This window comes from Streptococcus mitis SK564 (genome assembly GCF_000148525.1).
GTDB lineage: Bacteria > Bacillota > Bacilli > Lactobacillales > Streptococcaceae > Streptococcus > Streptococcus mitis_H.
Genome location: NZ_AEDU01000008.1, coordinates 173,562 through 195,380, shown reverse-complemented (window position 1 = coordinate 195,380; position 21,819 = coordinate 173,562). Strand labels below are relative to the sequence as shown.

Below are 21,819 nucleotides of genomic sequence, written 5' to 3'. Positions count from 1 at the left end.
GATTTCTAATAAAAAATTTTTATGTAATGAACTAGGCACCTTTGTTGTTCTTTACATTATCTATTATATTTTGATTTACCAACGACTGTGTATACACTAGAATGAAATTTAGAGATAAATTTGTATACATTGGAAGAAATCATATATGGTACGACACAAAAAAAGCCTCACTATTTTAGTAGCAAGGCCTGTAATTTTGACTAATAGTCTTGATTATCTATAAAATCATTTATGTAGAGAGTTAGATATTTATCTTTTGTTTTTTCATAAAATTTGATAATTTTAGTTAAGTCAGAATAGAGTTTAAATGCATCATAGTTCTCACTAGTATCCTCATATTTATTATGTATTTTTTCCAAGAATAAATTTTGATACTGGAGTAACTGTAAAAATTGAATATGAAAGAGACTATTAGTTTTATCGATTTGTTCTTTTTTTAGCTCATTTACTAAAAGATAGTATATATCATCTCCCAATAAAATGTTTAAAAGAACATCAGAGTCTAAATAGTATATCATTTTGCTAGGAGTATTATTTTTACCTCTGGTATTCAAGCTATTGCTAAATGTTTCTAAAAATTTATCAAAAATTAAATCAATTATTTTATATATAGTATGTTCGAATGCTTCGAATATATAGATGATATTTTCAGGTTTACGAAGTAGAACAGAAGTAATATTCCCTAAATCAGTAGTGTACCACGTTTGAAGTTGGGAACTGACTTTTTCCAAGTCATTAGCATATTTAGTTTGTAATTTATGGTTAAAAGAATCACTGTATTGTTCATCTTTTGATTTATAAGGAATATACTTATCAGGATAGTTATCAGAATAATAAAAGACAGAATTTATGAAGTGCTTTTGGAAAGCAGGATAGGTTAGTAGAAATTTTAATATTATATTCCCTAAGCGTTCAGTTTCTTTATTAGGTTTGATATCGAGAGATTGAGATTTGTGATATAAATCTCGCCATTTTTCAGATGAAACGGAGTTAATCTGAACATCTATATTATTTAGCAGACATCCTAATAGTAAAATTTTTACGATTTCTTGTTTCTGTTCTTTATTTCCTAAAAGTAATTCATCTTGACTACATTCAAGAGTAGCAGTCAATGCTTTAATTTGATTATCCGATAAAAAACTCCTAAAATTCTCCTGCTCTCCTTTTTCTATTTTGCTAATATTCTTTTGTGTGATGCCAGTTATAGGATTATTTTGTGTATCTCCTGTTTCTTTGACATTTTTATCAAAAGCACATCGAGAGATGTGACTAGAATAATTTGACAAATTCAAATTTTTTCTTTGTCTGTCTAGTCTAACACGTTCTCCGATATTTTTATACAAATATTCTGTAAAATCCATGATTTTCTCCTTGTCAAAGGGAACCGAAAATATTCGATTCTGTGGTTAGTTTAATTATTTTACTTTATAGAAAAATTCCTCAGTACTGCCATTGATGAGTTGGTGTCCAAACCATAAGCGGTCTTGTGTGATATCAGACTAGTCAGTATAGCCATTATCTGAAGAAGAGGTGGCAGACATGGTTATAGGGATTCCTGCTGGTAAAAAGGCAATAGCTGCACCAGCTCCTCCATCTTTAGAAACAGAACTTGCCTTGAGATAGTGGTCAATTTCTTTAGCATGTTCAACTGAAATCTGTGAATAATCACTTACTAAACCATTTTTATCGAAAGTAAATTCAATACCTGTACGATTCCTCCAAGTTCCTGAGACGCTAGAAAAATCTCCATTTTGGATTTCAGAAATATTCATTCCTTTCCTTTCTGACGGAAGGGAAGATTCTTCATTTATTAGACTTGTGACAGATTTATTTTCTTCCGATGTAGAAGAAGTTGAACTAGTACTTGAAGCAATTGCTTCAGAACTTGCTGAAGAAGTGTTTTCACTCTGGGGTTGGCAATCCGTTAAAATAGAGATAGCTAAAATACTAATACTGAATAGAAATAATTTTTTCATATGTTTATTTTATTCTTTTATAGTGCTTCTCTTTTCCATCTTCTAGGGTTACTAAATCTGGCTCTACTTCCTCAACTCCTGAACTTCCAAATAGGATAATAAGAAATAGAATAAAAAAGGGGATTATTGGTTTTAATAATTCAACTAATGAGTAAATTCCTAGGCTAATTGATGAAGTAATTAAATCAAAAGTCGGTTCAATGAGTAAAACAATGGGTAATATATATAAGAGTTTGTTTTTGGAATTTTTTATGCTAGTTATCACATAGCTTAAAATTCCTAAAACTAATAAATAGTAAGCTGGTCCAGCTTTGGTTTCTATATGTAATCCAATACTCATTTCATTTTGCATTCCTGCCAAAAATTGTCTTACTACAAAGATTAATCCGGCTAAAATAAATGGTCTAATATCTAATTTTAGTGGAAAGAATCTTAAAACTAATATAGAAATGATAAATGCAAAATATGCAAAAACGTATTCTGCTTTAATCATAACTATGATTTGTTGCCCCATGTTTGAATGAATATCATTATTACTGATACCAAGAGGCAAAGATGTTTTAGAAGATATAAAAGGTATGAATAATGCAATGAAAAATGATAAAAATAATGAAATTTCAGGACTATATTTTTTAATTATCCCCATACTAACTTCCCCATCCTAAGATTTCTTTTTGGGTATATAATTAGACGTTTATTTTATACCCATTCGCCGTTGTAATTGACGCGGTAACCGTCAGGCGTAGTTGTATTGATTGCTAATGCACCAGAGCTATAGGCGTAGTACCATTTGTCAGATACTTTCATCCAGCCAGTCTTCATCGCTCCTGATTCTTGAAGATAATACCAAACGCCTTTATCTTTAAGCCAGCCAGTCTTCATAGCACCTGAGTTGTTCAAATAGTACCAGCTACCATCTTTTACCCAGCCCGTTTGCATAGCTCCTGAGCTATTGAGGTAGTACCAGCTACCATTAACTTGCGACCAGCCTGTTTCCATCGACCCAGAATCATTTAAGTGATACCAAGTATTATCGATTTTCTTCCAGCCAGTTAACATTGCTCCAGACTCACTTAGGTAGTACCATTTTCCGTCTTTCACCCAGCCTGTTTTCATAAAGCCGTCTTCATCGAAATAATACCAAACCCCGTCGATTTTCTCCCAATCTTTCATGGTGTAGCTGCCATTAGCATGCTTATACCACCAACGACCGTTTGAGTACGTCCAAGTCGGTGCAGCCGGTGTTTCGGCTGATGTCGACGTGCTAGATGATGTTGAGCTAGATAAGCCAAGATCAGCACTTGAGTTAGAAGCAGATGCACTAGATGATGTTGAGCTAGTCAGACTTGATGTAGCATCTGAATTTGATGCAGACGATGAATCGCTTGCATTTGAAGCTGCGTCTGACGAAGAGTTGTCAGACTCGTCAGTGTTCACGATTTCAATGCCCATTAGATAAGTCTCTATAGGAAAACCAGCCCCTGAGTTATATCGAACATCGACTTTAAATCGATATGCAGTTCCATCACCGCGATCGACGTCTACCTCGTACAAACCAAATTCCTTGGGACTGAATACGACGTGTTTATCGTTTACGACTAATGACATCGCCGACCACATGTTGCTATATTTAGAGTCGAACTCTGATTCAAATGACTGATCGATATGCTCAACTCGATCGAATATCTCATACTTAGTGTTTGTGTTACCGCGAAATTTAGCAAAGGGCTCACGCGCGTCAGAGTGAGTTTCGAGCAATCTAACTTTTGAAGCGCGCACCTCGTTCGAAGCATAACCGGTTATTGGAGCTGAAACCTTTTTACCCGTTGCAAGGTCTAGATATTCGTAAGTAGGCACGTCGTCGTTTGCTTTGACAGAATGAGCCGGCAAAGAAGATGCTGAAGTGAAAGCTAAAATTGTAGTTGACAATAAAAATAGTTTTTTCATGAGTTTAAAGTTCCTTTTCTTAAATAGTTTAGTTTTTTGAAATTATGATATGATTTGGTATGCTTGATCTACTAAGTTTTATCCATTTGAAGTTCTCCAATCTTTATTCATTGTGATATGTGATTGCACAAGACTAGCTGCTTTGACTTGAGCTTGTGCTTGACTAATAGTCGTGAGACCTGAATCATTGACAATATAAATTCTGTCGAATTCGTTATCATTTCGAAATGCTAGATGAATTTTGAATTCATGTAATATCCCCTATTTTTATTTATTGTAAAATAATCAGTTTATCCTAAAAACTAGACTTTTTTGGACAAACTTGATAAAATGGAAGTGTAATAATAATTGGCCAAAATGCTGGATTTTAGAACCTTTTTTCTAACGAAAACGCTTCTAAAATAGACTGTATTTTCTGTCCAAAAAATCCTAGGTTTTTTGACAAGAACTATGAATTTTTTATCCAATTGTGAAAGGTGCTTTTTGATACTCCTAAGATGTCTGCACCTTCTCGTAAGGTTATTTCTTTTTTCTTATATTGAGTTATCACATCAGGGAGATTATTCGGGACAATCAATTTTGGTCTACCGAATTTCTTCCCTTTTTTCTGTGCTTCCCGTATTCCTTCCATTTGTCTTTGTTTGATTTGTTCTCTTTCAAACTGTGCCACATAAGATAGGACTTGTAAAACGATATCGGAGATTAGTTTTCCTGTGATATTATCATTGCTATTCTTTGTATTTAATAAGGGGAAATCTAAAACAGTTATATTTACTTTCTTTTTCTTAGTAATTGCTTGCCATTGTTCTAAAATTTCATCATAGTTTCTTCCCAATCTATCAATTGACTTTATAACCAATTCATCATTCTCTTTCAAGGTAGTTAATAATTTTTGATATTCTATTCTGTCAAAATCTTTTCCTGAAACATAATCAATAAAAATATTTTCTTTTGATAATTTGTTTTCTACTAAGGCTGAAAATTGCCTATCAATATTTTGTTCTCTTGTAGATACTCGAACATAACCGTAACGCATAAGGCTACCACCTATCTTTTTATCTCTATTTTAGACGAAAAGAAAACTACCACCCATAATGAGTGGTAGTTTGGTGTACTCTTTGCTACTGTATTTTTTTGCCAAGATTTTGTCTTGGATGCGTGAATAGTAGTGTTGGATAAAAAATCTTAAGGACTTAAAATCCTTTTAAACCAACCTTTTTGATGTTTACAAAAATTAAAAACAGTATGTTCAATTTTTGCATGTTCATCATGGTGATTTATAGTTTCCTTTTATCTTATTTTCTTTCTTATTTTATCAATTTTGAGGTTAAAAGTCTATTGTTAGTATAAATCCCTCAACATTAAATTTTTTGAAAATTTAATGAAAGATGAGTGAAAACATGGTATAATGAAACGTAAAATTAATTCAGGTTTCCTGAACCGATAGGAGTAAACAATGAAAAAAACTAGGTTTTGTCCTTTTATCTTCAGCCTTGCTATTGACAGCTTGTGCTGTTAGGTTTGAAAAATCAGCAGATACAACCGATTCGTCTAAGGTGACAGCTTTGTCTGAAGACAAGCAGAAAATGCTTGATAAGGCCACAGCTGACTATAAGACTTTTGTGCAAGAGCAAATCGATAATCTGTTGACAGATACGGAAGGCTTTGTCAAACTGTTGAAAGAAGGTAAGTTAGAAGAAGCTAAGAAGGTTTATCCACTGATTCGTATGTCCTATGAGCGTTCAGAACCAATTGCCGAAAGTTTTGGTGAATCAGATGTCAAGATTGACTTCCGTTTGGCAGACTACATGGACGAAAACAAGACAGAAGAAGGTTGGTCAGGTTTCCACCGTATTGAACGTATCCTTTGGGAAGACAATACAACTAAAGGAACTGAAAGTCAAGATAAGGAAGAATAAATCTGCTCTAATAAAAAAACTTTGTTCTCTAGAAACCATCGTGTGGCTAGCTAGAGTGCAAAGTTTTTTTGATTTTCTAATTAAAATGCAGACTGTATTCTTTATAATCACAAGGCTATTAAGAGAGCAGTGGATATCAAAATGATGATTTTGAGTTTTTGTTATTTTGGCTTTGTAGCAAGGTAACATAGTCGCTTTTTGTGTGGAATAAGTGGGAAAGAAAAACAGTTCTTTGAGTTTGATCGATAAAGTAAAGCAAGATATATTGACCGATAATTTTTCCTCGTGTGGGGTACTTACTATTGATTTTAAGTCCGATTTTTTCATCTGCATCAAAGCCAGCTTCAGGAAAGGTTTCTAAACTTTTTAAGCCGTCTAAAATTTTGGCCACAGTATTTTTAGCAGACTGGGGTGATAAAAGAACAGTGCTGATGTAGTTATGGATACTATCAATTGCCTGACTCACTTCAGTCGAAATAATTACTTTATAAGCCATATCGTAGCCTCATATCATCTAAGGAAGTTCCTTGTCCGGATTCATATTCTCTTAAGGCGCGTTCAGATTGGGCTTGTAGTTCTTGAATCAATCGTTCACGGTGTAAATCTTCTGCAGTTTTTATTGGCAAATCCTGTTCGATAACAATCTGCTCGATAAAAAGACTAATAGCATCCGTCATAGTCATTCCTTTTTCCTTAATGATAGCTCTAGCTTGTTCCATTGATGACTCGTTGATTTTAAAATTGTATTGCTTAGTAAGTGATGTCGTCATGGTATACCTCCAATCTATACGATATATAGCTAGTATATATCTTTTCTATTTTTTAGGCAAGAAAAAACTCTATACTCTGGAAACCATTGTTTGGTTATTGAGAGTGCAAAGTTTTTTTGAGTCTGGAATGTGAAAACAGCAGTTAATTTCAGGAAACAAAAAAAGAACAGCCGAAGCTGTCTTTTTATCATTATTTGAGACCGTATTTTTTGTTGAAACGATCCACGCGTCCATCTGCTTGAGTGAACTTTTGACGTCCAGTGTAGAATGGGTGTGAGTCTGATGAAATTTCCACACGGATCAATGGGTAAGTTTCGCCTTCGAACTCAACTGTTTCGTTAGAGCGTTTTGTTGAACCGCTAAGGAATTGGTAACCAGTAGTTGTGTCCATGAAGACAACTGGGCGATATTCTGGATGGATATCTTTTTTCATTTTGCAATATTTCCTTTCTGCCATGGTCTCTTTGCGAGCCATAGATTGTTACCATACTAGTCTATCAGATTCTGAAAAGTTTGACAAGTATTTTATCAGTTTTTAAGCAAGTTTTTTAACTTTTGGTAGATGATTTCGTTTTCTTCTAGGCTATAGGAATTAGCACCACTTGCTAGAGGGTGGCCTCCACCATCATGTTCCTTGGCAATTTCATTGATAGGATGGATTTTACTGCGTAAGCGAACACGGTAGTGGCCATCAGCCTGTTCTACAAAAATTCCCCAGAGACTGACGCTGTCAATCCGACCAGGAGCTCCTACAATAGCGGCAGTTTCAGCATCGGTAACATTGAATTGTTTCAAGACTTCTTGACTCAGGATAACGCGCGCTGCACCATTTTCATCCACTTCCAGATGATCGTAGATGTAGCCTTGAAGTTTAGCAATTTTGTAGCTCATAGTGTCCATTTTTCGAGTGAGAGCCGCAAAGTCAAAGTTCTGTTCTCTTAAATAAGCGGCCAGGCGAAGAGTCTGTGCAGTTGTAGAAGGGTAGAGGAAGCGACCTGTATCACCAACAATTCCTGCAAAGAGCAACTCAGCAGCGCGATCTGACAAGGCCAGTTGGGTTGTTTGGGCAAATAGGGTAATCATCTCACTAGCGCTACTTGAACTAGTATCGACCCAAGACAGGTCACCGTATACATCATCATTTGGATGGTGGTCAATCTTAATGAGAAAATCACCTTGACTATAGCGCTTATCATCGATACGAGCAGTATTAGCTGTATCACAGACGATGATAAGTGCGCCTTGGTAGGCACTATCTTCAACAAGATCCATCTCAGCCATCCAAGTAAGGGTTGGTTCATCAAAACCAACAGCTTTAATGTTTTTTTCTGGGAAATGATGTTTGAGAAGAGCTTTCAATCCCACCTGACTTCCCAAGGCATCAGGGTCTGGTTTCATATGACGATGAATGATAATCGTGTCGTATTCTTTAATTTTTTCTAAAATTTGATGGTAAATGTCCATAAATAACCTCAATTCTTTCTCATTTCATTGTAGCACAAGAATTTTTATTTTTAAAATGAAAAAGATGTGATATAATGGAGAAAGATAAATTGAGGAGGACGATATGGCATTAGCAAAAATTGTATTTGCCAGTATGACCGGTAATACCGAAGAAATTGCAGATATTGTAGCAGACAAATTACGTGACTTGGGCTTGGATGTCGATGTTGATGAATGTACAACTGTTGACGCTTCAGACTTCTTGGAAGCAGACATCGCTATCGTTGCGACCTATACTTATGGTGATGGTGAATTGCCAGATGAGATGATGGACTTCTACGAAGACTTAGCAGACCTCAACTTGAATGGCAAAATCTACGGAGTGGTTGGCTCAGGTGATACTTTCTACGATGAATTCTGTAAAGCTGTTGATGACTTTGACCGTGTCTTTGTGTCAACAGGAGCAGAAAAAGGTTCAGAGTGTGTCAAAGTTGATCTTTCTGCTGAGGAGGAAGACATTGAACGCTTGGAACAATTTGCAGAAGAATTGGCTGCTAAAGTAGGATAAGTATAAAAGTGCGCTGATGCAATTAATCAGTGCATTTTTCTTAGCGTGAGTTGGGATTTTACTAGCTTATTTGGTGGCTTTTTGATACAATAATTCAAATAAAGGAGGAGACTGTATGGATTTAGATAGTATTCGTCAAGAAATTGATCAAATCGACGACCAAATCGTCAAGCTCTTAGAAGAACGAATGCATTTGGTTGAGGGGGTAGTTGCCTATAAGAAAGCTTCAGGTAAACCGATTTTAGATACCAAGAGAGAAGAAGTTATTTTTGAAAAGGTTAGAAGTCGTGTAGAGGACAAGCGCTATCAAGAAACTATTGTCGCGACTTTTGCTGACATACTCAAACGTTCGCGTGATTATCAGGATCAAAACATCAAATGAAAAAAGAACAATTTTATCCGCTAGGAATTTTTCTAGCTGCTATGGTGGGCGGACTTGTCCGCTATCTAGTTTCTACTTGGTTACCAGCCAGTCCAGATTTTCCTTGGGGCACTCTCTTTGTCAACTATCTGGGAATTTTCTGCTTGGTTTATCTGGTAAAAGGCTACCTGGTCTATAAGGGGACTAGTAAGGGCTTGGTTTTAGCACTGGGGACGGGTTTTTGCGGTGGATTAACAACCTTTTCTAGTCTCATGCTTGATGCTGTAAAACTGCTTGATACAGGGCGTTATCTTAGTTTGGTCCTGTATTTACTTTTGAGCATCGGTGGAGGTTTGCTCTTGGCTTACTATTTGGGGAGGAAGAAATGGTAATCATGTATCTTGCAATTGCTTGTGGCTTAGGAGCTTTAGTGCGCTATTTATTTTCTCGCTATAATCAAGCTTCTAAATTACCACTCGGAACGCTCATAGCCAATCTTTTGGGTTGTTTTTTGATTGGATTACTCTACAATCATATTGAGTCTAAGGAAGTCTATGCTATTCTAGCAACAGGATTTTGTGGCGGTTTAACGACTTTTTCGACCTTGAATGATGAACTTCAAAGACTGTTAAGCGATAAGAAGGTTTTTTACGTTTACCTGACTTTGACCTACCTAGGTGGTTTGATTGCGATTTTTTTAGGAATTCTGCTATAAATTTCTTTACTTTTTTGTGGAAATTTGGTAAACTGTATCTTGTGTGTAATGGACGCACAAAAATACAGTTTATCCGCTGAGGAAGATTCCTCAAGATTGACAAAGATAGGAGAATAAAATGAATCCATTAATCCAAAGCTTGACTGAAGGTCAACTTCGTACAGATATCCCATCATTCCGTCCTGGTGACACTGTTCGTGTACACGCGAAAGTTGTCGAAGGTAACCGTGAACGTATCCAGATTTTTGAAGGTGTTGTTATCGCACGTAAAGGTGCTGGCATCTCAGAAAACTACACAGTTCGTAAAATCTCTAACGGTGTAGGTGTTGAGCGTATCTTCCCAATCCACACTCCACGTGTTGAAAAAATCGAAGTTGTTCGTTACGGTAAAGTACGTCGTGCGAAATTGTACTACTTGCGTGCTCTTCAAGGTAAAGCAGCTCGTATCAAAGAAATCCGTCGTTAATTCGACTAAAAAACTCTGCTTTTTCAGCAGAGTTTTTATCTAGCTCCCTTAGTTCAATGGATATAACAACTCCCTCCTAAGGAGTAGTTGCAGGTTCGATTCCTGCAGGGGGCAGTAATTAGATATCAAAAACCGCTCAGCCGAGCGGTTTTCGTATATTCTTCCCTTTTAGAGCACCCATGTACGGATGGCATGGGCTACGCCAGATTCGTCATTTGTTTTAGTGATGTATTTGGCGATTTTTTTGATTGCTGGATTTCCATTTTCCATAACAACAGGGTTACCAACGACTTCCAGCATGGCGCGGTCATTTTCTTCGTCCCCAATCGCCATGGTTTCATCTTTGGTCAATCCTAGTTTTTCAGCTAAGTGAGTAATAGCTGAACCCTTATCTACATTCTTTTTAAGGAGTTCGAGGTAGAAAGGAGCCGATTTGTTAATAGAGTAGCGTTCGTAAAATTCTGCTGGGATTTTTTCAATGGCAGCATCGAGAATTTCTGGTTCATCGATGAACATACATTTGACGATTTCCTTGTTAGCCATTTCTTCAGGGGTGCGGTAGAAGATGGGCATGCTGACGAGGGTTGATTCGTGCACTGTGTATTTTCCGATATTGCGATTGGCCGTGTAGATTCCATCCTTGGTAATGGCGTGCATGTGGACACCGAGTTTGCGACTGAGGAATTCCATATCTAGATAATCTTCATAAGTCAAGGATTCACTGATAATCTCATGACCTGTAGCAGTTTCTTGGACAAGGGCACCGTTGAAGGTTACGACATAGTCACCCTCGTCTCTCAACTGTAAGTCGTCCAGAAGTTTAGCAACACCTGCGATGGGGCGGCCAGTTGCAATCACGACTTTGACACCAGCTTCTTTTGCATCTTGGATGGCAGAAAAGACTTCAGGAGTGATTTCCTTTTGGCTGTTGACTAGGGTTCCGTCAATATCGACGGCGATTAGTTTAATACTCATACATTTCCTCTTCTAGTTATTATTTGGGGTAAAATGATCATTCTCAATCAAGTGTAAAAATTGCTGGGTAATGCTTGCGAAGATGCTGTTTTGGTCTAACATTTCTTTAGGGAAATAAAAACGATTATCTCCGTGGCGACTGCCAGCAAGGGATTGGACGATAGGAGACAGGCTAGAGAGTTCGGCCAGTTCTCCATTTTTTTGTAAAATCTCAATCTGTGTCCTTGGATTTTCAGATTCGGGACGATAAATATCATAAGGAAGGTCAAAGTTTTTATGAATGGCAGTATAGTAGTCGGGATCAAAGCCGATGTCCTTAACCAATTTTCTCATGCTAGCGAGTTGGTCTTGGTCCTCTTGTGAAAAGGTAATGGATTTAAAGACCTTGCGGTTGACAAAGCGTTGCGACAGGTCTGCAAGAATCTTGTCAGGACTGGTCATCCAGAGCTGGAAGTAGGTATTCATCACACCATCATCCAGAGCCAGATAGTCAGTCAAGGTCACATTTTTTTCGAAGAAAGGTAGGAGGTGTGGAGAAGTTCGTGCAAAGAAGTCTTTGTCCTTAGGATAGAGTTCTTTGGCGCGCTTGAGAAGATTCTGTAGGAGAACTTCCATGGCACGCGTTGCTGGGTGGAAATAAACCTGCATATACATCTGGTAACGACTGAGGACATAGTCCTCGATAGCGTGCATGCCATTTTGCTGAAAAGCAATGCCGTTTTCAATTGGACGAATGACACGTAGGATCCGAGTCAGGCCAAATTCCCCATAAGATGCCCCTGTAAAATAGGAGTCGCGCAAGAGATAGTCCATGCGGTCTGCATCAATCTGACTAGAAATGAGTTGTACGACCTGCTTATTAGGATAGGTGTGGTCGATGACACTGGCAACCTTTTTTGGAAAGTCAGGCGCTACTTGTAGCAGGACTTGGTGAATCTCTGTCTCAGGACTTTGGATGATTTCCTGAGTGATGGCCTCATGATCGGTATCAAAGAGATGCTCAAAAGTATGGGAGTAGGCACCATGCCCAAGATCATGGAGGAGAGCAGCTGTCATGGTTAAGAGAGACTCAGAAGGATTCCATTCGTCTGGATATTTTTCTTCAAAAATCTCTGTGATGCGACGAGCAATCTCATAGACTCCAAGACAATGGGAGAAACGACTGTGTTCTCCACCGTGGAAGGTATAACTGGAAGTTCCCAGTTGTTTGATACGACGCAAACGCTGAAATTCTTTTGTATTAATCAAGTCATAGATGATTTGATTATTGACATGGATGTAGTTGTGAACTGGGTCACGGAATACTTTTTCGTTCATATGACCATTATAGCAAAATCCTGCTCTTTTTGGTAAAATAGTAGGATAAGAGACAAGAAAGAGGACTTGATGTGAAGATTCGGATGCGAAATAGGATTCAGTTTGATGAGCAGTTGGAAGTGATTGACCAGCTTTATGATGTAGAAGTGCATGAAAAGGGAGGTTATAGCTATTTACTTTTCTACAATGAGGAAAAGGAAAAAGTAGTGATTAAATTTCATGATCAAGAACTGGTGATGAGTCGTTTTTCCAATCCCAAGACCACTATGCGCTTTTTAAAGGATAGTGATAGTTTAGCCTATATCCCTACACCTATGGGCATGCAGGAATTTGTTATCCAAACCAGTCGCTATCAAGTTGATAGGCAAAAGATTGAACTAGATTATCAACTACAAAATCAAGAGGGACATCCCTTTGCCAGCTATCAATTGGAAATTACTTGGGGCTAGGCTCATGTCTTTTTCAAATTTACCTGGCTATCTTCTCGGATTAGCCTGCTAATGTGGTAGATTAGGCTAATTTTTGGTATAATAAAAGTTATGGAAATCGAAAAAACCAATCGTATGAATGCGCTCTTTGAATTTTATGCAGCGCTTTTGACAGATAAGCAAATGAATTACATAGAGCTCTACTACGCTGATGATTACAGTCTTGCTGAAATTGCCGAGGAATTTGGTGTCAGTCGTCAGGCTGTCTATGACAACATCAAGCGGACAGAAAAGATTCTGGAAGATTATGAGATGAAATTGCACATGTACTCGGATTACATTGTACGCAGTCAAATTTTTGACCAGATTTTGGAGCGCTATCCCAAGGATGACTTTCTGCAGGAGCAGATAGAAATTTTAACAAGCATTGATAATAGAGAATAAGAGGAAGAAAAATGGCATTTGAAAGTTTAACAGAACGTTTGCAGAACGTCTTTAAAAATCTACGTAAAAAAGGAAAAATCTCTGAATCTGATGTCCAAGAGGCAACCAAAGAAATTCGCTTGGCCTTGCTTGAGGCCGACGTTGCCTTGCCTGTTGTAAAGGACTTTATCAAGAAAGTTCGTGAGCGTGCAGTCGGGCATGAGGTCATTGATACCCTTAATCCTGCGCAACAAATTATTAAAATCGTTGATGAGGAACTGACGGCTGTTTTGGGTTCTGATACGGCAGAAATTATCAAGTCACCAAAGATTCCTACCATCATCATGATGGTTGGTTTGCAGGGGGCTGGTAAAACAACCTTTGCTGGTAAACTGGCCAACAAACTCAAGAAGGAAGAAAATGCTCGTCCTTTGATGATTGCGGCGGATATCTATCGTCCAGCAGCCATTGACCAACTCAAAACTCTTGGACAACAAATTGATGTGCCTGTCTTTGCACTTGGAACAGAAGTACCAGCTGTTGATATTGTTCGTCAAGGTTTGGAACAAGCCCAAGCCAATCATAACGACTATGTCTTGATTGATACGGCAGGTCGTTTGCAGATTGATGAGCTTTTGATGAATGAGCTTCGTGACGTGAAAGCACTCGCTCAACCAAATGAAATTCTCCTAGTGGTTGATGCCATGATTGGTCAAGAAGCGGCCAATGTTGCGCGTGAGTTTAATGCTCAGTTGGAAGTGACTGGGGTTATCCTTACTAAGATTGATGGGGATACTCGTGGTGGTGCGGCCCTATCTGTTCGTCACATTACTGGAAAACCAATCAAGTTCACTGGTACAGGTGAAAAGATTACGGATATTGAAACCTTCCACCCAGATCGCATGTCTAGCCGTATCCTTGGTATGGGGGATATGCTCACTTTGATTGAGAAAGCTTCTCAGGAATACGATGAGCAAAAAGCCCTTGAAATGGCTGAGAAGATGCGTGAAAACACCTTTGATTTCAATGATTTCATTGATCAGTTGGATCAGGTGCAAAACATGGGACCGATGGAAGACTTGCTCAAGATGATTCCAGGTATGGCTAACAACCCAGCACTTCAAAACATGAAGGTGGATGAGCGTCAGATTGCGCGCAAACGTGCTATTGTGTCTTCAATGACACCTGAAGAACGTGAAAATCCAGATTTGTTAAATCCAAGCCGTCGCCGTCGTATCGCTGCTGGTTCTGGAAATACCTTTGTCGAAGTTAATAAATTCATCAAGGACTTTAACCAGGCTAAACAGCTCATGCAGGGTGTCATGTCTGGGGATATGAACAAGATGATGAAGCAGATGGGAATCAATCCAAACAACCTTCCAAAAAATATGCCAAATATGGGAGGAATGGATATGTCTGCCCTTGAAGGAATGATGGGACAAGGTGGCATGCCTGACCTGTCAGCTCTCGGAGGAGCAGGAATGCCAGATATGAGCCAGATGTTTGGTGGCGGACTAAAAGGTAAAATCGGTGAATTTGCCATGAAACAGTCCATGAAACGCATGGCGAATAAAATGAAAAAAGCGAAGAAGAAACGTAAGTAAGACAAAGGAAGGCCGCAGGGCTTTCCTTTTTTAGAAAGAAGAAAAATGAGCACTTCCGTAATTGGAAATGCTCGTTTTTTTGATGTATTTAGACTTTTAGTCTTTATTTTCGTATGGTAAGATCAAGTTCAAGATGATTCCTGTCATGGCTGATAGGGCAGTACCTGAAAGGGTAACTGGACCAAGTTTAAGGATAGCTCCTCCAAGTCCAAGTACCAACATAGCACTTGCGATGATGAGGTTACGCATTTGAGCGAAATCAACACGTTCTTTGATCAAGACTTTCAAACCGTTGCTGGCGATAACTCCATAGAGAAGGGTTGGCATCCCACCAAATACAGTTGATAAAGAGTCACTAAAAAAGGAACCATAACGGTTCCTAAAATTATTAATTACTTGCGCCAGATGTAGCGTCTGCGCCACCACCGTGACCTCCAGCATCACCTGAATCTGAAGCTCCAGATGTAGCATCTGCTCCACCATGTCCTCCAGCAGGAGCTGCAGCATTTCCACCAACTAGACGTTGACCAGTTGTATTGAGGTACCAGTCAAGCCATGGTTGGAAATTAAAGATGATTTCATTGATTCCAGCATATGAACCATCTGGATAGTACATTGCTTGGTAATTATGGGTATTAATAACGCCTTCTGGTGTTCCTGGCACAATTGTACGGACATATTCTTGGTCCCCGTTACGCAATACGCCGACAACCCATTCAACGTTTTTCATTCTAGAATCTGGCAATGTACCGTGTACTGTTCCTAATCTATTTCCTGATTGAGCACGTACACGTTTACCAAACATTGTATCTGGGTCTTGGTGGGCGTTATTAAAGTACAAGAATTGGTTATTATCATCTGCAAATGTCAACTCAAATGGCATTGCTTTCAAGAACATGTCAATTTGGTTAACTGTCAAGATACCGTGGTCTAATTTAACGTAAGTATCTCCAGAAACAGCTCCAACAAGTTCAGCTGCTTTTTCTACCCATTCAGGATCGTCTGGATCAACACCTTGAATGGTAGTTGCAATTGAATTTGTACAATATAAATCTTCTGGTGCAATTGGTTTTGGTTTTTTCAATTTTGAAACGACTCCCACATATTTTACAAAGTTGTCCAAGCATGTTTCAAGGAAATTAACAGTTCCTTCATTCGTGATATTTCCATTAACATCAAAAGCTTCTTTAGCTTTACCAAGAAGGAATTCATTTCCTGGAAGTGTGTAGGCATTGACACCTGGAGCGTCAAGAATTTTACGAAGGTGAACTTGGGCACGAGAAGTACCTTGGTCGTAGTAAGAAGCTCCCACAATCATGACTGGCTTGTTTTCAAATGGATGAACTTCGTATGAAAGCCATTCAAGAACAGATTTTAGAGAAGCTGAGATTGTGTGGTTGTGCTCAGGAGTAGCAATAATGACACCATCAGCACGAGTAATTCTGTTATACAAGAGACGCAATTGGAAACTTTCATCCCATTTTTCGTCTTGGTTGAACATTGGAACTTCGTCAATTTCGAGAACTTCTAATTCAAATTTGAGTTTGAAGTGACGACGGATGAATTCCAAGAGTTTACGGTTATATGATTGATCGTAGTTTGATCCTACAAGTCCAACAAATTTCATTCTTTTTGGTCTCCTATCTTACAAATTTTCCCAGTCAAAGTCCTCAGCATCTTTGCGAAGTAATTCTTGTGCATTACGCAATTTTTCTGTGATTTTTACAAAGATACGGAAGTCGTCAAAAGTGGCATCCAGTTTTTGGATAACATCAAGATCCACTAGGTCTCCACTTGGGTTGAAGGCTTGAAGAGAATGTGAAAGCAAGAATTCATCTGGAAGGACACTTGCTTTAATTTCTGGAGCATTCAAGATTTGGCGAAGTTGTAATTGGGCACGTGATGAACCAAGTGTACCATATGAAGCACCTGTAATCATGATTGGTTTGTTCAAAAGTGGATAGATACCATAAGACAACCAAGCAAGAGCGCTCATTAAAACAGCTGGGATAGAGTGGTCATACTCAGGAGTACCGATAATAACACCATCTGCCTCTTCAATTTTAGCAGCTATTTCTAAAATTTCAACAGGTACTTGCTTGTCGGCTGGTTTATTGAAGACAGGAATGTCTTTAATTTCAACAAGTTCAATTTTAGCTTTTTCAGCAAAGTGTTTTTGCATGTATTGAAGCAATTGACGGTTTGTAGAACGTTTTGAATTTGTTCCAACAATAGCAATAAGTTTTAACATGAGATTTCCTTTCTCTTTTTACATAATACGATTTTAAAACTCTATTGAAACATCTATTTCTGTAGAGTAGGAATTCCTGAAGAACAACTTAGGTGACCTTCCTTATCGATTAGGATGGCTTCGATGCCCTCCAAACTTTCGACTTGCCAGAGGATAGAAGCAGGTCTTTCTCCAAATAGACGAGTTGTCCAGATTTCGCCATCGACTGATTTATCAGAGATGATTGTCAGACTAGCTAGTTCCGTTTCAACAGGATATCCTGTTTGACTATCAAAAATATGATGGTAATCTTTTCCATCGATTGTTAGGTGACGTTCATAAATGCCTGAAGTCACGACAGATTTATTGACAGCAGGGATGGTCATTAAGTGATTTCCCCTCGGATTGGCTGGGTCTTGAATCCCGATTTGCCAAGGCTGATTTCCTCTTGCCTGATTTTTTCCAATGGTCAGGATATTCCCTCCCAGATTGATCAAGGCAGATGTTACTCCCTCTTCTCTAAGAAATTGGGCAACTTTATCCGCACTATAACCCTTGGCTAAACAACCAAGATCGATCTTCATTCCTTTTTGTTTTAAAAACACAGTGGAAGTGGAAGAATATAACTCGATATAATGAGGATTGATTAAAGGGAGCACTGATTCAATTTCTTGAGGCTGGGCAACTTTGGCATCTGAAAAACCGATACGCCAGGTTTGAATCAAGGGACCAATGCTGATATTGAGATGACTAGAGGGCGCTAGGCTATGCTCTAATCCAAGTGAAATCAGTTCAAACAGGTCTGGATGAACTTTGACTGGAGATATTCCAGCTTGATAATTGATCTCCATCAACTCAGATTCTTGGCTATTGGCATTGAAGCGGTATTCTAGCTCTTTGAGTAAATTAAAGGATTTTTGAAGCAAGATATCGGCTCGCTCATCTACTAATGAAATAGTGATAGTAGTCCCCATTAGGCGTTCGGAATGTGAACTAAGAGGCAATCTATCAACTCCTTTCTCTTATGTGAAAAGAAGGTTGAAATATTGTAAATTTATATTAAATTTAACCCCTTACAATTTCTTTCCATGATATTAGCATACCATAAAGTCAGCGTTTTCACAAATAAAATTTGTAAAATTGTCAAGAAATATGCTCAGAAAATAAAGAATAATTGTAAGAAAGAATTATAAAATACAAATTATTTACATTTTTTTACAAAAAAATCGGGAAAATTAGCAAAACTCTTGTAAACGCTAACAGTAAATGTTATACTAGAAGAGTAAATTTAAAATTGAAGGTAGGAATTTTTCTATGAGTAAAATCGTTGTAGTTGGTGCTAACCACGCTGGTACAGCATGTATTAATACTATGTTGGATAATTTTGGGAATGAGAACGAAATCGTTGTATTTGACCAAAACTCTAACATCTCTTTCCTAGGATGTGGAATGGCCCTTTGGATTGGTGAACAAATCGACGGTGCTGAAGGCTTGTTCTATTCTGATAAAGAAAAATTGGAAGCTAAAGGTGCTAAGGTTTACATGAACTCACCAGTTCTTTCAATCGACTATGATAACAAAGTAGTTACAGCAGAAGTTGAAGGAAAAGAGCACAAAGAATCATACGAGAAATTGATTTTCGCTACAGGTTCTACACCAATCTTGCCACCAATCGAAGGTGTTGAAATTGTTAAAGGAAACCGCGAATTTAAAGCAACTCTTGAAAACGTACAATTCGTTAAATTGTACCAAAACGCTGAAGAAGTCATCAATAAGCTTGCTGACAAGAGCAAACACCTTGACCGTATCGCCGTTGTTGGTGGTGGTTATATCGGTGTTGAACTTGCTGAAGCCTTTGAACGTCTTGGAAAAGAAGTTGTGCTTGTTGATATTGTAGATACTGTCTTGAACGGTTACTATGACAAAGACTTCACAAAAATGATGGCCAAGAACTTGGAAGACCACAACATCCGTTTGGCTCTTGGTCAAACTGTTAAAGCAATCGAAGGTGACGGTAAAGTTGAACGCTTGATTACTGATAAAGAGACTTTCGATGTAGACATGGTTATCCTTGCAGTTGGTTTCCGTCCAAACACAGCCCTTGCTGATGGTAAGATCGAACTCTTCCGCAACGGTGCCTTCCTTGTAGACAAGAAACAAGAAACATCTATCCCAGGTGTATTTGCCGTTGGTGACTGTGCAACTGTCTATGACAATGCTCGTAAAGAAACTAGCTACATCGCTCTTGCTTCAAACGCTGTTCGTACTGGTATTGTGGGTGCTTACAACGCTTGTGGACATGAATTGGAAGGAATCGGTGTTCAAGGTTCAAACGGTATCTCAATCTATGGTCTTCATATGGTTTCAACTGGTTTGACTCTTGAAAAAGCAAAAGCTGCAGGTTACAATGCGACTGAAACAGGCTTTAACGATCTTCAAAAACCAGAATTCATGAAACATGATAACCATGAAGTAGCTATCAAGATTGTCTTTGACAAAGATAGCCGTGAAATTCTTGGTGCCCAAATGGTATCTCGTGATGCTGCAATTAGCATGGGAATTCACATGTTCTCACTTGCTATTCAAGAGCATGTAACAATTGATAAGTTGGCTTTGACAGACCTCTTCTTCTTGCCACACTTCAACAAACCATACAACTACATCACAATGGCTGCACTTACAGCTGAAAAATAAAAATAAATGAGCTATCTGGCCTTAAATGAAGGTCAGATGGTTTTTTAGTTAATCTGTACCCATACAATTATGGTTTTTCTATCTTGTGATTCATTCTAATCTAATTTAAAATGAAATGGTAACTACCAATACAAATGATGAGGATAAAACAAATGACTGAAAATCGTTATGAATTAAATAAAAACTTGGCACAGATGCTAAAGGGCGGGGTTATCATGGATGTGCAAAATCCTGAACAGGCTCGTATTGCAGAGGCTGCTGGTGCGGCTGCTGTTATGGCCTTGGAGCGGATTCCAGCTGATATTCGTGCTGCGGGTGGCGTTTCCCGTATGAGTGATCCAAAGATGATTAAGGAAATCCAAGAAGCAGTTAGCATTCCAGTAATGGCCAAGGTCAGAATTGGGCATTTTGTTGAAGCTCAGATTTTAGAGGCTATCGAAATTGACTATATAGATGAGAGTGAAGTTCTATCTCCAGCTGATGATCGTTTCCATGTGGATAAGAAAGAATTCCAAGTTCCTTTTGTCTGTGGTGCTAAGGACTTGGGTGAAGCCTTGCGCCGTATCGCTGAAGGTGCTTCTATGATTCGTACAAAAGGAGAACCGGGTACGGGGGATATTGTCCAAGCCGTTCGTCATATGCGTATGATGAATCAGGAAATTCGCCGCATTCAAAATCTACGTGAGGACGAGCTTTATGTTGCTGCCAAGGACTTGCAAGTCCCTGTAGAATTGGTTCAATTTGTCCATGAACATGGAAAATTGCCAGTTGTAAACTTCGCGGCTGGAGGTGTTGCAACGCCAGCAGATGCTGCGCTGATGATGCAATTAGGGGCAGAGGGTGTCTTTGTCGGTTCGGGTATTTTCAAGTCAGGAGATCCTGTTAAACGGGCGAGTGCTATTGTTAAGGCTGTGACTAACTTCCGAAATCCTCAAATTCTAGCACAAATCTCTGAAGATTTAGGAGAAGCCATGGTTGGTATTAATGAAAATGAAATCCAAATTCTCATGGCTGAGCGAGGAAAATAGATGAAAATCGGAATATTGGCCTTGCAAGGTGCCTTTGCAGAACATGCAAAAGTACTAGATCAATTAGGAGTCGAGAGTGTTGAAATCAGAAATCTAGATGATTTTAAGCAATATCAGAGTGACTTGTCGGGTTTGATTTTACCTGGAGGTGAGTCTACCACCATGGGCAAGCTCTTACGTGACCAGGACATGCTACTTCCTATCAGAGGAGCCATTCTCTCTGGTTTACCAGTCTTTGGAACTTGTGCAGGCTTGATTTTGCTGGCTAAGGAAATTACTTCTCAGGATGAGAATCATTTAGGAACTATGGATATGGTAGTTGAGCGCAATGCCTATGGGCGCCAACTAGGGAGTTTCTATACGGAAGCAGAATGTAAGGGAGTTGGTAAGATTCCAATGACTTTTATTCGCGGTCCTATTATCAGTAGTGTTGGAGAAGATGTAGAAATTCTAGCAACAGTTGACAATCAAATCGTTGCAGCCCAAGAAGAAAATATGTTGGTAACTTCTTTTCATCCAGAATTGACTGATGATGTTCGCTTGCACCAGTACTTTCTCAATATGTGTAAAGAAAAGATAGTGGAATAAAAAGTGATAAATCAAGTTTTGATTCGCTTTTTACAAAGAATTACTTCGAAAATAGCAAAAAACGAGTATCTCTACAGATGGAGATACTCGTTCTATTATGTGTGAAGCTATGAGTCTGTCTTGCTCCATAGGATGAGCGTAGAAGTTTATACCAAAAAAACTCCAAAAGCGACACAATAAAGGAGATTAAGACAATTTTAAATCTTTTTTGAGATGTGGGTAATGAGTTAAAATCAATGGCGGTTAAACAGGATGAAAAGGATCAAGCAAAAAGTCTTTAAAATCAAAAACGCATAATATCAGGTGTTGAAAAAACTTGATACTATGCATTTTTTTGTGGGAAGATTTACTTCACTTTCTACTGAGA

General features: G+C 38.4%; 24 protein-coding genes, 1 tRNA gene and 3 pseudogenes. 13 read left to right on the top strand and 15 right to left on the bottom strand.

What is annotated here, in order from left to right; genetic code table 11:
- Positions 1-200 precede the first annotated feature (200 nt).
- The 5 genes and pseudogenes from SMSK564_RS06415 to SMSK564_RS06395 all read right to left on the bottom strand — a co-directional run bounded on the left by SMSK564_RS06415 (position 201) and on the right by SMSK564_RS06395 (position 4,959).
- Positions 201-1,361 carry a hypothetical protein gene (locus tag SMSK564_RS06415; RefSeq protein WP_000347970.1) on the bottom strand — a complete coding sequence of 387 codons (1,161 nt, stop codon included), beginning with the start codon at positions 1,359-1,361 and terminating at the stop codon, positions 201-203.
- A 138-nt stretch (positions 1,362-1,499) separates the two neighbouring features.
- A complete protein-coding gene (locus SMSK564_RS06410; RefSeq protein ID WP_004236397.1) occupies positions 1,500-1,976 on the bottom strand; it encodes a DUF6287 domain-containing protein in 477 nt (158 codons plus the stop codon).
- A 4-nt stretch (positions 1,977-1,980) separates the two neighbouring features.
- Positions 1,981-2,622, bottom strand: coding sequence for a hypothetical protein (locus tag SMSK564_RS06405; RefSeq protein ID WP_000511386.1), 642 nt, complete (start codon positions 2,620-2,622; stop codon positions 1,981-1,983).
- Between the two features lie 53 nt (positions 2,623-2,675).
- Positions 2,676-3,203: pseudogene (locus tag SMSK564_RS13615) on the bottom strand (N-acetylmuramoyl-L-alanine amidase family protein); the annotation flags it as partial.
- 1,168 nt (positions 3,204-4,371) lie between these two features.
- Positions 4,372-4,959 (bottom strand): recombinase family protein, encoded by a 588-nt coding sequence (locus SMSK564_RS06395; protein ID WP_001268844.1) that lies wholly within the window; start codon positions 4,957-4,959, stop codon positions 4,372-4,374.
- Between the two features lie 457 nt (positions 4,960-5,416).
- Between SMSK564_RS06395 and SMSK564_RS06390 the strand changes: the two are divergent.
- Positions 5,417-5,824: pseudogene (locus SMSK564_RS06390) on the top strand (imelysin family protein); the annotation flags it as partial.
- 154 nt (positions 5,825-5,978) lie between these two features.
- Here SMSK564_RS06390 and SMSK564_RS06385 read toward each other — a convergent pair.
- From SMSK564_RS06385 to SMSK564_RS06370, 4 genes are all read right to left on the bottom strand, one after another.
- On the bottom strand, positions 5,979-6,338 hold the full coding sequence (locus tag SMSK564_RS06385) for a type II toxin-antitoxin system RelE/ParE family toxin (protein WP_000323663.1): 360 nt from the start codon (positions 6,336-6,338) through the stop codon (positions 5,979-5,981).
- Positions 6,328-6,612: a type II toxin-antitoxin system RelB/ParD family antitoxin gene (gene relB / locus SMSK564_RS06380; protein WP_000213591.1), complete on the bottom strand. Its 285-nt coding sequence runs from the start codon at positions 6,610-6,612 to the stop codon at positions 6,328-6,330. The genes SMSK564_RS06385 and relB overlap by 11 nt, the downstream gene beginning before the upstream one ends.
- Positions 6,613-6,802: 190 nt before the next feature.
- Positions 6,803-7,045, bottom strand: coding sequence for a type B 50S ribosomal protein L31 (locus tag SMSK564_RS06375; RefSeq protein WP_000710764.1), 243 nt, complete (start codon positions 7,043-7,045; stop codon positions 6,803-6,805).
- Positions 7,046-7,140: 95 nt separating this feature from the next.
- The gene (locus SMSK564_RS06370; RefSeq protein ID WP_000356084.1) at positions 7,141-8,076 is read right to left on the bottom strand and encodes a DHH family phosphoesterase; all 936 of its coding nucleotides are present in this window, start codon (positions 8,074-8,076) and stop codon (positions 7,141-7,143) included.
- A 103-nt stretch (positions 8,077-8,179) separates the two neighbouring features.
- Here SMSK564_RS06370 and SMSK564_RS06365 point away from each other — a divergent pair, with 103 nt between their 5' ends.
- The 6 genes from SMSK564_RS06365 to SMSK564_RS0102200 all read left to right on the top strand — a co-directional run bounded on the left by SMSK564_RS06365 (position 8,180) and on the right by SMSK564_RS0102200 (position 10,279).
- Entirely contained in the window at positions 8,180-8,623 is a 444-nt protein-coding gene (locus SMSK564_RS06365) for a flavodoxin (protein WP_001162128.1), read from the top strand.
- Positions 8,624-8,738: 115 nt separating this feature from the next.
- Positions 8,739-9,005 (top strand): chorismate mutase, encoded by a 267-nt coding sequence (locus tag SMSK564_RS06360; protein ID WP_000362493.1) that lies wholly within the window; start codon positions 8,739-8,741, stop codon positions 9,003-9,005.
- On the top strand, positions 9,002-9,376 hold the full coding sequence (gene crcB, locus SMSK564_RS06355) for a fluoride efflux transporter CrcB (RefSeq protein WP_000712114.1): 375 nt from the start codon (positions 9,002-9,004) through the stop codon (positions 9,374-9,376). The genes SMSK564_RS06360 and crcB (SMSK564_RS06355) overlap by 4 nt, the downstream gene beginning before the upstream one ends.
- Positions 9,370-9,699 carry a fluoride efflux transporter CrcB gene (gene crcB / locus SMSK564_RS0102205; protein WP_000236253.1) on the top strand — a complete coding sequence of 110 codons (330 nt, stop codon included), beginning with the start codon at positions 9,370-9,372 and terminating at the stop codon, positions 9,697-9,699. Before crcB (SMSK564_RS06355) ends, crcB (SMSK564_RS0102205) begins: the two co-directional genes overlap by 7 nt.
- A 118-nt stretch (positions 9,700-9,817) precedes the next feature.
- Positions 9,818-10,165 carry a 50S ribosomal protein L19 gene (gene rplS, locus SMSK564_RS06350; RefSeq protein ID WP_001068669.1) on the top strand — a complete coding sequence of 116 codons (348 nt, stop codon included), beginning with the start codon at positions 9,818-9,820 and terminating at the stop codon, positions 10,163-10,165.
- Positions 10,166-10,207: 42 nt separating this feature from the next.
- A tRNA-Arg gene (locus SMSK564_RS0102200) sits at positions 10,208-10,279 on the top strand.
- Positions 10,280-10,333: 54 nt separating this feature from the next.
- Here the strand turns inward: SMSK564_RS0102200 and yidA are convergent.
- Both yidA and SMSK564_RS06340 read right to left on the bottom strand, forming a co-directional pair.
- Complete coding sequence (gene yidA / locus SMSK564_RS06345; RefSeq protein WP_000023509.1) at positions 10,334-11,140, bottom strand: sugar-phosphatase; 807 nt, start codon at positions 11,138-11,140, stop codon at positions 10,334-10,336.
- 12 nt (positions 11,141-11,152) lie between these two features.
- Positions 11,153-12,457: an HD domain-containing protein gene (locus tag SMSK564_RS06340; RefSeq protein WP_001003472.1), complete on the bottom strand. Its 1,305-nt coding sequence runs from the start codon at positions 12,455-12,457 to the stop codon at positions 11,153-11,155.
- A gap of 71 nt (positions 12,458-12,528) precedes the next feature.
- On the opposite strand from SMSK564_RS06340, the gene SMSK564_RS06335 reads away from it, so the two are divergent.
- From SMSK564_RS06335 to ffh, 3 genes are all read left to right on the top strand, one after another.
- Positions 12,529-12,906, top strand: coding sequence for a YwiB family protein (locus SMSK564_RS06335; RefSeq protein ID WP_004236391.1), 378 nt, complete (start codon positions 12,529-12,531; stop codon positions 12,904-12,906).
- Between the two features lie 90 nt (positions 12,907-12,996).
- Complete coding sequence (locus tag SMSK564_RS06330; RefSeq protein WP_000402066.1) at positions 12,997-13,329, top strand: putative DNA-binding protein; 333 nt, start codon at positions 12,997-12,999, stop codon at positions 13,327-13,329.
- 11 nt (positions 13,330-13,340) lie between these two features.
- Entirely contained in the window at positions 13,341-14,912 is a 1,572-nt protein-coding gene (gene ffh / locus SMSK564_RS06325; protein WP_000863619.1) for a signal recognition particle protein, read from the top strand.
- A 96-nt stretch (positions 14,913-15,008) separates the two neighbouring features.
- Here ffh and SMSK564_RS0102195 read toward each other — a convergent pair.
- The 4 genes and pseudogenes from SMSK564_RS0102195 to SMSK564_RS06310 form a co-directional block, all read right to left on the bottom strand.
- Positions 15,009-15,251, bottom strand: a pseudogene (locus SMSK564_RS0102195) (uracil permease); the annotation flags it as partial.
- A 49-nt stretch (positions 15,252-15,300) separates the two neighbouring features.
- Positions 15,301-16,539 carry an NAD(P)H-dependent oxidoreductase gene (locus tag SMSK564_RS06320; protein WP_000673655.1) on the bottom strand — a complete coding sequence of 413 codons (1,239 nt, stop codon included), beginning with the start codon at positions 16,537-16,539 and terminating at the stop codon, positions 15,301-15,303.
- An 18-nt stretch (positions 16,540-16,557) separates the two neighbouring features.
- A complete protein-coding gene (locus SMSK564_RS06315) occupies positions 16,558-17,163 on the bottom strand; it encodes an NADPH-dependent FMN reductase (protein WP_000915956.1) in 606 nt (201 codons plus the stop codon).
- 53 nt (positions 17,164-17,216) lie between these two features.
- Positions 17,217-18,146 carry an FAD:protein FMN transferase gene (locus tag SMSK564_RS06310; protein ID WP_001131400.1) on the bottom strand — a complete coding sequence of 310 codons (930 nt, stop codon included), beginning with the start codon at positions 18,144-18,146 and terminating at the stop codon, positions 17,217-17,219.
- Positions 18,147-18,456: 310 nt separating this feature from the next.
- Between SMSK564_RS06310 and nox the strand changes: the two genes are divergently transcribed.
- The 3 genes from nox to pdxT all read left to right on the top strand — a co-directional run bounded on the left by nox (position 18,457) and on the right by pdxT (position 21,452).
- On the top strand, positions 18,457-19,836 hold the full coding sequence (gene nox, locus SMSK564_RS06305) for a H2O-forming NADH oxidase (protein ID WP_000036779.1): 1,380 nt from the start codon (positions 18,457-18,459) through the stop codon (positions 19,834-19,836).
- A 152-nt stretch (positions 19,837-19,988) separates the two neighbouring features.
- Positions 19,989-20,864, top strand: coding sequence for a pyridoxal 5'-phosphate synthase lyase subunit PdxS (pdxS, locus tag SMSK564_RS06300; protein ID WP_000138515.1), 876 nt, complete (start codon positions 19,989-19,991; stop codon positions 20,862-20,864).
- Positions 20,865-21,452 carry a pyridoxal 5'-phosphate synthase glutaminase subunit PdxT gene (gene pdxT / locus SMSK564_RS06295; RefSeq protein WP_000689935.1) on the top strand — a complete coding sequence of 196 codons (588 nt, stop codon included), beginning with the start codon at positions 20,865-20,867 and terminating at the stop codon, positions 21,450-21,452.
- Positions 21,453-21,819 lie beyond the last annotated feature (367 nt).

Excerpts from the sequence above, each read along its gene's own strand:
- SMSK564_RS06415 (WP_000347970.1), bottom strand. The coding sequence starts at position 1,361 with ATGGATTTTACAGAATATTTGTATAAAAATATCGGAGAACGTGTTAGA.
- SMSK564_RS06410 (WP_004236397.1), bottom strand. The coding sequence starts at position 1,976 with ATGAAAAAATTATTTCTATTCAGTATTAGTATTTTAGCTATCTCTATT.
- SMSK564_RS06405 (WP_000511386.1), bottom strand. The coding sequence starts at position 2,622 with ATGGGGATAATTAAAAAATATAGTCCTGAAATTTCATTATTTTTATCA.
- SMSK564_RS06395 (WP_001268844.1), bottom strand. The coding sequence starts at position 4,959 with ATGCGTTACGGTTATGTTCGAGTATCTACAAGAGAACAAAATATTGAT.
- SMSK564_RS06385 (WP_000323663.1), bottom strand. The coding sequence starts at position 6,338 with ATGGCTTATAAAGTAATTATTTCGACTGAAGTGAGTCAGGCAATTGAT.
- relB (WP_000213591.1), bottom strand. The coding sequence starts at position 6,612 with ATGACGACATCACTTACTAAGCAATACAATTTTAAAATCAACGAGTCA.
- SMSK564_RS06375 (WP_000710764.1), bottom strand. The coding sequence starts at position 7,045 with ATGAAAAAAGATATCCATCCAGAATATCGCCCAGTTGTCTTCATGGAC.
- SMSK564_RS06370 (WP_000356084.1), bottom strand. The coding sequence starts at position 8,076 with ATGGACATTTACCATCAAATTTTAGAAAAAATTAAAGAATACGACACG.
- SMSK564_RS06365 (WP_001162128.1), top strand. The coding sequence starts at position 8,180 with ATGGCATTAGCAAAAATTGTATTTGCCAGTATGACCGGTAATACCGAA.
- SMSK564_RS06360 (WP_000362493.1), top strand. The coding sequence starts at position 8,739 with ATGGATTTAGATAGTATTCGTCAAGAAATTGATCAAATCGACGACCAA.
- crcB (WP_000712114.1), top strand. The coding sequence starts at position 9,002 with ATGAAAAAAGAACAATTTTATCCGCTAGGAATTTTTCTAGCTGCTATG.
- crcB (WP_000236253.1), top strand. The coding sequence starts at position 9,370 with ATGGTAATCATGTATCTTGCAATTGCTTGTGGCTTAGGAGCTTTAGTG.
- rplS (WP_001068669.1), top strand. The coding sequence starts at position 9,818 with ATGAATCCATTAATCCAAAGCTTGACTGAAGGTCAACTTCGTACAGAT.
- yidA (WP_000023509.1), bottom strand. The coding sequence starts at position 11,140 with ATGAGTATTAAACTAATCGCCGTCGATATTGACGGAACCCTAGTCAAC.
- SMSK564_RS06340 (WP_001003472.1), bottom strand. The coding sequence starts at position 12,457 with ATGAACGAAAAAGTATTCCGTGACCCAGTTCACAACTACATCCATGTC.
- SMSK564_RS06330 (WP_000402066.1), top strand. The coding sequence starts at position 12,997 with ATGGAAATCGAAAAAACCAATCGTATGAATGCGCTCTTTGAATTTTAT.
- ffh (WP_000863619.1), top strand. The coding sequence starts at position 13,341 with ATGGCATTTGAAAGTTTAACAGAACGTTTGCAGAACGTCTTTAAAAAT.
- SMSK564_RS06320 (WP_000673655.1), bottom strand. The coding sequence starts at position 16,539 with ATGAAATTTGTTGGACTTGTAGGATCAAACTACGATCAATCATATAAC.
- SMSK564_RS06315 (WP_000915956.1), bottom strand. The coding sequence starts at position 17,163 with ATGTTAAAACTTATTGCTATTGTTGGAACAAATTCAAAACGTTCTACA.
- nox (WP_000036779.1), top strand. The coding sequence starts at position 18,457 with ATGAGTAAAATCGTTGTAGTTGGTGCTAACCACGCTGGTACAGCATGT.
- pdxS (WP_000138515.1), top strand. The coding sequence starts at position 19,989 with ATGACTGAAAATCGTTATGAATTAAATAAAAACTTGGCACAGATGCTA.
- pdxT (WP_000689935.1), top strand. The coding sequence starts at position 20,865 with ATGAAAATCGGAATATTGGCCTTGCAAGGTGCCTTTGCAGAACATGCA.